The 8,921-nt window shown below is 38.4% G+C and carries 6 protein-coding genes and 1 pseudogene; 1 reads left to right on the forward strand and 6 read right to left on the reverse strand.

Features of this window, described 5'->3' with window-relative positions; genetic code table 11:
• A partial coding sequence (locus EZ449_RS22920; protein WP_205942949.1) for a hypothetical protein occupies window positions 1-208 on the reverse strand: 208 nt, incomplete at its 3' end.
• Window positions 209-874: 666 nt separating this feature from the next.
• On the opposite strand from EZ449_RS22920, the gene EZ449_RS22205 reads away from it, so the two are divergent.
• A complete protein-coding gene (locus tag EZ449_RS22205) occupies window positions 875-3,460 on the forward strand; it encodes a phosphoenolpyruvate carboxylase (RefSeq protein WP_131563052.1) in 2,586 nt (861 codons plus the stop codon).
• A 431-nt stretch (window positions 3,461-3,891) separates the two neighbouring features.
• Here the strand turns inward: EZ449_RS22205 and EZ449_RS22210 are convergent, their stop codons facing one another.
• The 5 genes and pseudogenes from EZ449_RS22210 to EZ449_RS22775 all read right to left on the reverse strand — a co-directional run.
• Complete coding sequence (locus EZ449_RS22210) at window positions 3,892-4,140, reverse strand: DUF6952 family protein (RefSeq protein WP_131563054.1); 249 nt, start codon at window positions 4,138-4,140, stop codon at window positions 3,892-3,894.
• Entirely contained in the window at window positions 4,140-4,448 is a 309-nt protein-coding gene (locus EZ449_RS22215; RefSeq protein ID WP_131563056.1) for a thioredoxin family protein, read from the reverse strand. The genes EZ449_RS22210 and EZ449_RS22215 overlap by 1 nt, the downstream gene beginning before the upstream one ends.
• A 14-nt stretch (window positions 4,449-4,462) precedes the next feature.
• Entirely contained in the window at window positions 4,463-5,095 is a 633-nt protein-coding gene (locus tag EZ449_RS22220) for a peroxiredoxin (RefSeq protein WP_131563058.1), read from the reverse strand.
• Window positions 5,096-6,105: 1,010 nt separating this feature from the next.
• Window positions 6,106-8,496 (reverse strand): S9 family peptidase, encoded by a 2,391-nt coding sequence (locus tag EZ449_RS22225; RefSeq protein ID WP_225872411.1) that lies wholly within the window; start codon window positions 8,494-8,496, stop codon window positions 6,106-6,108.
• Window positions 8,497-8,624: 128 nt separating this feature from the next.
• Window positions 8,625-8,921: pseudogene (locus EZ449_RS22775) on the reverse strand (hypothetical protein); the annotation flags it as partial.

Here is an 8,921-nt window from a genome sequence, read left to right on the forward strand (position 1 = left end):
AGCCGCCTTCCAGGATATCATCGTGATCTAATCGAGTATTTGATAGCATACGGTAAAAAGCAGTTTTTAGGGTATGAGTCTGGGCTAACTGATTGATAACTGCTGTTCCCGAAGATAATAAATCTGATAGACAACTTTCCAATCTGGCAGCAATACGATTATCTGATAAAAAACCCTTGTAAATACCTGAATAGCAATGATCTAACATCACTAAATATACGAAAAATAAACCGTAATTAACTGATAATCAGCGTATTAATTAATTATATCTGCTAAATAAATGTGTGTAAAGATTAGCTTCTGGAGAGGGACAACGGAAAAGAACAAATACCACACGCTTTCATAGGGTGAGGCTTTCTTTCCAGAAGAGAGGTTTTTTATGGGCGGTTCATCTAAACCCAATGGTTCAAACCACAATCCTTTGTTTCCCTCTCTTCTGGAGAGGGACAACGGAAAAGAACAAATACCACACGCTTTCATAGGGTGAGGCTTCAAACAATAAGTTATGAAATACTTGTTTCTTTCATAGGGAGGGGTAAAGCAGCAGGTTATAGCATCAAACCAAACCCAAACCTACCCCACAAAAATATACTTCTGCCTTAAAGTCCTCCCCTCGGGGGAGGATTTAGGAGTAGCTTGGGCCTTAAATAAAAACAGCCGTTGTATTTTATTACATCGGCTGTTTTAACCCAAAAAATTAACAATCAATACAATGCCCTTAAACATTGCATTTGTTCTTACTTAGCTAGCAAGTAGCCAAATAAGATTTTAAAATTAAAATTTATTCTGCAAATATCCAAATAGTAAGCCTTAGAATTTTAATACCTTAAGCATTTTTTGTAGTATTACGCTATACAAAACCATTGCTTAAGCTATGCCTAAACTTCGTTTAACTACACAGCGTGAATCCATCTTCAATAATGAGGTCATCTCCAAGTTCGAACTTTTTAACAGTCTGTTTCTAACACTTCCCTTTTATAAAATTAAGGATACCGGAACTTTGTTGCCTTTATTCTTTAAAAGCTGCGAAGATGGTATTGCTAACGGTCAAAAACCAGCTCAAATTATCGAGGAGTTTTTTGCCAAGTTTACCAGCTATACCGAGCGTAAAGACATTGTAGATTTGTTGTTCCGTTTTATACAGTATATAGAGCGTCAAGTTGTGCTTTTTGATGCTGTGGAAGATGCTTCTTTTACTAAGTTAAATACTACAGATGAGCAGAGTACGCTGGCGTTCATCCTTAAAAAGAATGCGGATAACAAACCAATGCTGGCTAAAATTGAGAAGTTAATTGATGAACTTTCTCTTCGCTTGGTTTTAACCGCACATCCTACGCAGTTCTATCCTGGAAGTGTATTGGCCATTATTACCGATTTAACTACTGCAATCAGGGAGAACGATATCACCTCGATGAATTCACTTTTGCAGCAGTTAGGTAAAACACCTTTCTTCAATAAAAAATCGCCAACACCTGTTGATGAGGCTTTAAATCTTGCCTGGTTTCTAGAGAATACTTTTTACTTTGCTGCGGCAAATATTCAGGAAGAAATAGACCAAAATCTAGATGAATATAACCTGGAAACGAAGAAGATTTTAGAACTCGGTTTCTGGCCGGGTGGCGATAGAGATGGTAATCCAAATATTCACGCCGATACTACTTTAGAGGTTTCTAAAATGTTGCGCCAAATCCTTTTCCGTTGTTACTATCGTGATTTTAGGATAATTAAACGCCGTATAACCTTTAGAGGTGTTGAAGAAAATATTACAAATCTGCACGATGTATTGTATAAAAACGCTTTCGACCAAACCTGCGAACTACATGATATTTCGGATGAATTAAGAGAAAACCTGAATAAAATAAAAGAGACTTTGCTCAAAGAACATGATGGTCTATTCGTGGATTTAGTGAACGATTTGATTCGCAAAATAGATTTATACGGAAACTATTTCGCCTCGTTAGATATTCGTCAGGATAGCCGAGTGCTAAGAAGCGTTCACGCTTATTGCCGTCAAAACAAACCAATTTCTTCTTTATACCCAGAGGATTACGATAAATTATCAGAGGCCGAAAAATTAAAATTAATATCTTTTAAGGAAGCCACGCCCGTTTATGTAACAGAGGCTGATGCTTTGATTGATGATACCATTCAAACCATCAAAGAAATAAAGGGTATACAAAAACGCAATGGCGAAAAAGCTTGCCATAGATTTATTATTAGTAATTGCCAGCAAGCCAGCGATATTCTGCAATTGATAGAGCTTTTCCTGTGGAACGGCTGGAGCAAAGATTCACTTACAATTGATTTCGTGCCGCTTTTTGAAACCGTTAACGATTTAAAAGGTGCTGCAGCAATTATGGAAACGCTTTATAGTAATCCGTTTTACAAAGCCCATTTAGCAAGCCGTGGCAATAAACAAGATATTATGCTTGGCTATTCTGACAGTACTAAGGATGGCGGTTATTTAATGGCAAATTGGTCGATTTTTAATGGCAAGACCTCACTTTCTGCAGTAGCTAAAAAACATAATATCCAACTGGCTTTCTTTGATGGTCGCGGTGGACCGCCTGCTCGTGGTGGAGGTAAAACACATCGTTTTTACGCCTCGATGGGTAAAGAAATTGCGAATAAAAACATGCAGTTAACCGTTCAGGGCCAAACCATCAGTTCGCAATACGGTTCAATCGAAAGTGCTGAATTTAATATTGAGCAATTAATTAATGCAGGGATTTCTTCAGGCTTAAAAGAGAAACACAACATTCTTTTAGATGATGATAACAAAGCGCTGCTTGATGAAATGGCCGAAGAGAGTTATAAGGCATTTGTCGATTTGCGTGGGCACCCGTTGTTTGTAAGTTATTTAGAAAAACTTTCTCCATTGAAATTACTTTCTCAGGCAAATATCAGCAGTCGCCCTGTAAAAAGAAACGGTGGCGGAGAAATGAAACTGGAGGATTTAAGAGCAATTAGTTTCGTTACTGCTTGGAGCATGCTAAAACAAAATGTTCCAGGTTTCTATGGAATGGGAACGGCTTTAAATACGCAAGAAAAAGCTGGCAATTGGGATAAAGTAGTTAAGGTTTACGAAGATTCTGATTATTTGAAAACCATCGTAGATAACTGTATGATGAGCATGAGTAAATCAGACTTTGTAATTACAGCGCATTTGGCTAACGATAAAGAATTTGGTGCTTTTTGGACTCAGCTACACAATGAATTTGAGTTAACTAAAAAGATGCTTTTAAAACTATCAGGACAAGCAACATTAATGGCGAACTATCCTGTAGATAAAAAATCTATCGCCACCCGCGAACGAATTATTTTGCCATTGGTTTTGATTCAGCATTTTGCTTTGGAAAAATTACAGCACGACCAAAGTGAAAAAGACCAAGCCGCTTTAGAAAAATTAGCAGTTAGAACGGTTTTTGGAATTGTAAATGCAGGGAGGAATTTGGCTTAAGAGTAGCCGCAGATTCGCAGATTATTTTAAAATTATTGATTCCAAGGTCTGTGTCCCCACAGACCTTTTTTTTGCGCCTGGTTTTTGTCATTCTGAGGCACGAAGAATCCCTAACCTATTGATTCTGCACCAAAATTTAGCACGGGCTAATTTACGATTGTGTTCTATCGCTTGGAGATTCTTCACTGTGTTCAGAATGACAGCCGTTCTCATTGTCGGGGCTTTCACAAACCTCTTTTACGTCCAATTTTTGTTAACCCAAACATGAACGGTCGTCACTGCGAGGTACGAAGCAATCCTACAACTTTTGCTTTTATAACCCATCGATTTAAGATTGCTTCGTGTCTCGCAATGACGCAATCCCTAAAAAACAAAAAACCCCTTGCATTTCTGCAGAGGGTCTATATTTTAAAAAGCCCGATTAAAGAAAACTATCTATCAATCGAACCCATAACTTTTTGGCCGAAAGCGTTAAGTGCATCTTTTTCAGCAGCACCTTCGCTTACCATTTGGTGTACTTCAAGCGCACCGCAAATATTGGTAATCATTTCGCCTGCAACATCGACTTCGTGTTCGCTAACGCCCCTGAATTCACAGAAAAGCTCTAAAACTTCTAAAGTTGTCTCCAATTGAGCAGGAGTGGTATTTTGAAATAATTGTCTTATAACCGGAATCTTCATTATTTTATCTTATTAAAAAGTTCAGTTAAACCTTCCGCTTTGTTGGTTTGCACCTGGTCTACTAAATTACCGCCTTCAAAAGCTGCGAAAGTTGGTAAATTATCAACGTTTGCAAATTTGCGTGAGTTTGGAAGTTTCTCGGCATCAACAATTAAGAAAGCCACATCTTCATTTTCAGCAGCCAGCTTTTTAAACTTCGGTTTCATGATTCTGCAGTTACCGCACCAAGATGCAGCGTACTGAACCATGACCTTCGGGTTATCGGCTAAATACTGTTGAAGATTATCTTCTGTTAATTCTAAAAACATAACGTTTTGTTTAATTAGTTAGCGGCTAAATATTCAGCAACACCAGTTCTGTTTGCGTTCATTGCTTCTTTTCCTTCTTCCCAGTTTGCAGGACAAACTTCGCCATGTTTTTGAACGTGAGTGTAAGCATCAATTAAACGTAAATATTCTTTAACGTTTCTGCCTAGTGGCATATCGTTAACACTTTCGTGGAAAACTTTACCAGTTTCATCGATTAAATAAGTTGCTCTGAAAGAAACATTTGAACCTGAAAAAGATTCATTTCCTTCTTCATCGTAATTAACTTCCTGGTCTAAGATATCTAAAATGCCAGATAATTGTCTGTGTGTATCAGCTAAAATCGGATAAGTAACACCTTCAATTCCACCGTTATCTTTTGGTGTGTTTAACCATGCGAAGTGAACTTCGTTAGTGTCGCAAGATGCGCCGATTACAATTGTATTTCTTTGCTCAAATTCAGGTAAAGCAGCTTGGAATGCGTGTAATTCTGTAGGGCAAACGAAAGTAAAATCTTTTGGATACCAGAATAATAACACTTTACTATTTTTATTTACAGCTTCTTCAAATACGTTGATTTTCAAGTCATCACCCATGTCTGACATTGCATCAATACTAACACTCGGGAATTTTTTACCTACTATTGCCATAATTTTTTGTCTTTAATTTGTACCGCAAAGGTACGGCGAAAACAACTCTCAATCAACCATGATTCATTAATAGTTAATTGTATTTATTGATAACGATATAGTCAAAAACTATAATTATTTTGAGATGTAGAATTTTTCACTATTTAATTATTCGGAAATGAACGGATGATGATATTGGCGGTTTGCAGTCCCGCCATTCGTTAATCCGATAAAAAATCGGAATCACTTCTGTCGGGTTTATTTAACAGAGGTTTGTAGTTCTTGGGATAAAACCACCCCCTTTGATTCCCCCGCCAGCGGGGGAGACATGATGCAAATAGCAAAAAGTATAATACTGTTCCAAAATTATAAAGGCTCTTTGCATTTTATGGCGATCGCTATCCCCCTTTGGAGGGGGCAGGGGGAGGAATTTAAATTAAAACCCCTCAAACATTCTAATATTAGTTTTTATTTCATTGCCGTCGTGCTTCAACCGACGGGTTTATTTAACAGTGGTTTGTAGTTCTTGGAATAAAACCACCCCCTTTGATTCCCCCGCCAGCGGGGGAGACATGATGTAAATAGCAGCAAGTATAATACTGTTCCAAAATATAATGCTCTTTGCATTTTATGGCGATCGCTATCCCCCTTTGGAGGGGGCAGGGGGAGGAATTTAAATTAAAACCCCTCAAACATTCTAATATTAGTTTTTATTTCATTGCCGTTGCGCTTCAGCCGACGGGTTTATCTAACAGTGGTTTATAGTTCTTGGGATAAAACCACCCCCTTTGATTCCCCCGCCAGCGGGGGAGACATGATGCAAATAACAACAAGTATAATACTGTTCCAAAATTATAAAGGCTCTTTGCATTTTATGGCGATCGCTATCCCCCTTTGGAGGGGGCAGGGGGAGGAATTTAAATTAAAACCCCTCAAACGTTTTATTATTAGTTTTTATTTCATTGCCTTTGTGCTTCAGCCGACGGAAACAAAAAATCCCTCCTAATTTTCATTAAGAGGGATTCGAAATTTTATTTCTTCAATGTATTTTCATACAATTTAAATATCCTTTTATACTCATCAGTCCAGCTGCTTGGCTCAATGAAGCCATGGTCTTCAACAGGGTAAACTGCTAACTCCCAATTGTTTTTTCCAAGCTCGATAAAGCGTTGAGTAATTCTAACAATATCCTGGAAATGAACATTTACATCAACCATTCCGTGTGCCATTAATAAATTCCCTTTTAATTTATCAGCGAAGTAAATCGGCGAGCTTTGTTTGTAAGCAATCGGGTCATTAAAGGGTTCATTTAAAATATTTGAAGTGTAACCATGGTTGTAGTGCGCCCAATCGGTAACCGAACGCAAAGCAGCGCCGCTGGCAAAAACATCCGATTCGTTAAACATCGCCATCAGCGTAATAAAGCCGCCATAAGAACCACCATACAAACCAACATGTTTAGGATTTACACCGTATTTCTCAGCCAAAAACTTAACGCCATCAACCTGGTCAGTTAAATCTTTTCCACCCATGTGGCGGTAAATTCCTGTTCTGTGGTCGCGGCCATAGCCCGAACTGCCAGTATAATCAATATCAATTACTGTATAGCCATTATCCGCCAACAAATTGTTAAACATGAACTCACGGAAATAGGTACTCCAACCAAAGTGAACGTTCTGCAAATAACCTGCACCATGAACGAAAACAACAGCAGGATTATTTGGATGCGGATTATCAGATTTATAAACCCTTGCATAAACATCGGCACCGTAACGGTTTTTAAACGAAACCATATCGGGCTCACGCCATTTATAAGAGTTAAATTCTTTGGTGGTAGACTCTGTAACTTTAACAGCTTGTGCACCTGCTTTGTTAGGTTGAATGTATAATTCGCCTGGTTTATTCATGTAAGAATAATTGATGGCAAGATATTTTTCATCAGGAGAAAGTGTAATATCATTTAAACCTTTCATTGTGGTAATTTGAACAGGTTCGCCACCGTTTACACCAATTTTAAAGAAATTAGTAATCCCAGGATGCTCTTTATTCGCCTCAAAATAGAAAGTGCTTTTATCTTTCGATAATTGAACAGATTGAACTTCCCATTTGCCCGAAGTCAGCTGTTTTTTATCGCCCGTTGAAACGTTTGCAACATATAAATGCGAATATCCAGTGGTTTCACTTTGATAATAAAATCGATTGTTATCTATCCAACCTGTACTTCCCTGAAAAAATCCGCTAACACCTGGACCACCAATCCAGGCTTCATCATGCTGGCGGTCGACCAGGCTGAATTTGCCCGTTGCCGCATCTAACTTTAAAATCCAACGGTCTTTATTATCGGCAGAAGTTGCTACGATAATTCCTGTACTTCCGTTCTCATTCCACAGCGGACCGAAAAAATTAACCAGCCTATCCGCATTTTTCTTTTTTAAAGTATCAAGTTCTTTCGGGTAATCTTTATAAAAATCGGGAATATCTTTTATGCCTGTAATGGTAGAGGTTTGAATGGCATAAACGGAATCCTTTAGCGTATCGTAGATAAAGCCTTGCGAAATATTTTCACTCTCGCCGACTTTGGTTCTGCCTGGAATATCTTCTGTGTAACCCGATGCGGTTACATAATTTGGAACGATTGTGCTATGATTATTGGCCGCTGGGGCAGTTAGTTTGTAAGTTACAAAATGCCCGTCAGGACTAATCACAACACCATTTAAAAATCTCTCATCTGTGTAAAGTGGTTTTAACGATTTGGTATCAGCAGATGGTGCGCCAAAACGTCCTCTTCCGCCACGGCCTGCACCACCACGCGTTTCTGCATTTCTTTTTTTGATGATATCAAACAACTCAGTTTGTTGCGCTTTTAACCAATTATCCTGCTCGGTAGCTGGTTTTGCTGATGTTCTTCCTGCGGCTTTCCCCTTAACGAAATTAGTTATTTGCTTGGTTTCAGCAGTTTTTAAATCAAGCTGAAATAAATTGTCGCCTAATTGATAAACGATATCTCCGTTGGTTAAGAAAACAGGACTGCTTTCTCTTTCCATGGTATTGGTTAACCTGGTTTCTTTCTTCGTTTTGAAATTTTGAAGATAAATATCGCCGCTTTTCTCCACCAAGCCCAGTGATTTATCTTTGTTATAAACGTAATTCACACTCAATAATTTCTCGTCTTCCTTATCAACAGCTTTCACAGGTTTCGATGGTGATGAAGCCAAAATTTTATATAACTCTTCTTTTGGTTTGTTTTCGGGATTCCAATTGAAGTATAAAGTTTTGCTATCAGCTGTCCAGCGGAAGTTTGTAGGCGAACTTCCCATCCATTTTGGGTCTCGCATTATTTTTTCGACTGTTAATGGTGCAATTTGTTGTGCGAAAGTGTATTCGCCCGTGCAAAGCAAAAGGAAAAGTAAATATTTCTTCATGAATTTTCGTTTGGATGCTGCAATTTAGAGAATGCAGAAACTAAACTGGCAAGGAAATGGAAATGTTACAACCTCACCCTGTGAATGTTTCTGGTTCATTTAAGGTTATTCAATCCCTCTCCTAAAAGCTAATCTTTACACACATCTTTATATTTCATTATTTCGGCATACACTACAAATTGTAGGTTGAATTTATCGAAGCCATCTTTGATGGTAATGTATCCAGGTGGACCGTGAGATTTGTATCCGCTCCATCCCGCCAATCTGGCTAATAACCAAGTTCCCCAGGCAAGCGTATGCTTTTTGTAGGGGTTTTTCTGCAACTCGGTTGCGCCTTCTACCCGCTGCCTTACTACGTCTAGATAATCCAATTGGTGAGGTGTGAATACTTCTTCCACCTGCATCATCTGGTCGTTTAGCGCAAG

This window comes from Pedobacter frigidisoli, from assembly GCF_004331675.1.
Classification (GTDB): domain Bacteria; phylum Bacteroidota; class Bacteroidia; order Sphingobacteriales; family Sphingobacteriaceae; genus Pedobacter; species Pedobacter frigidisoli.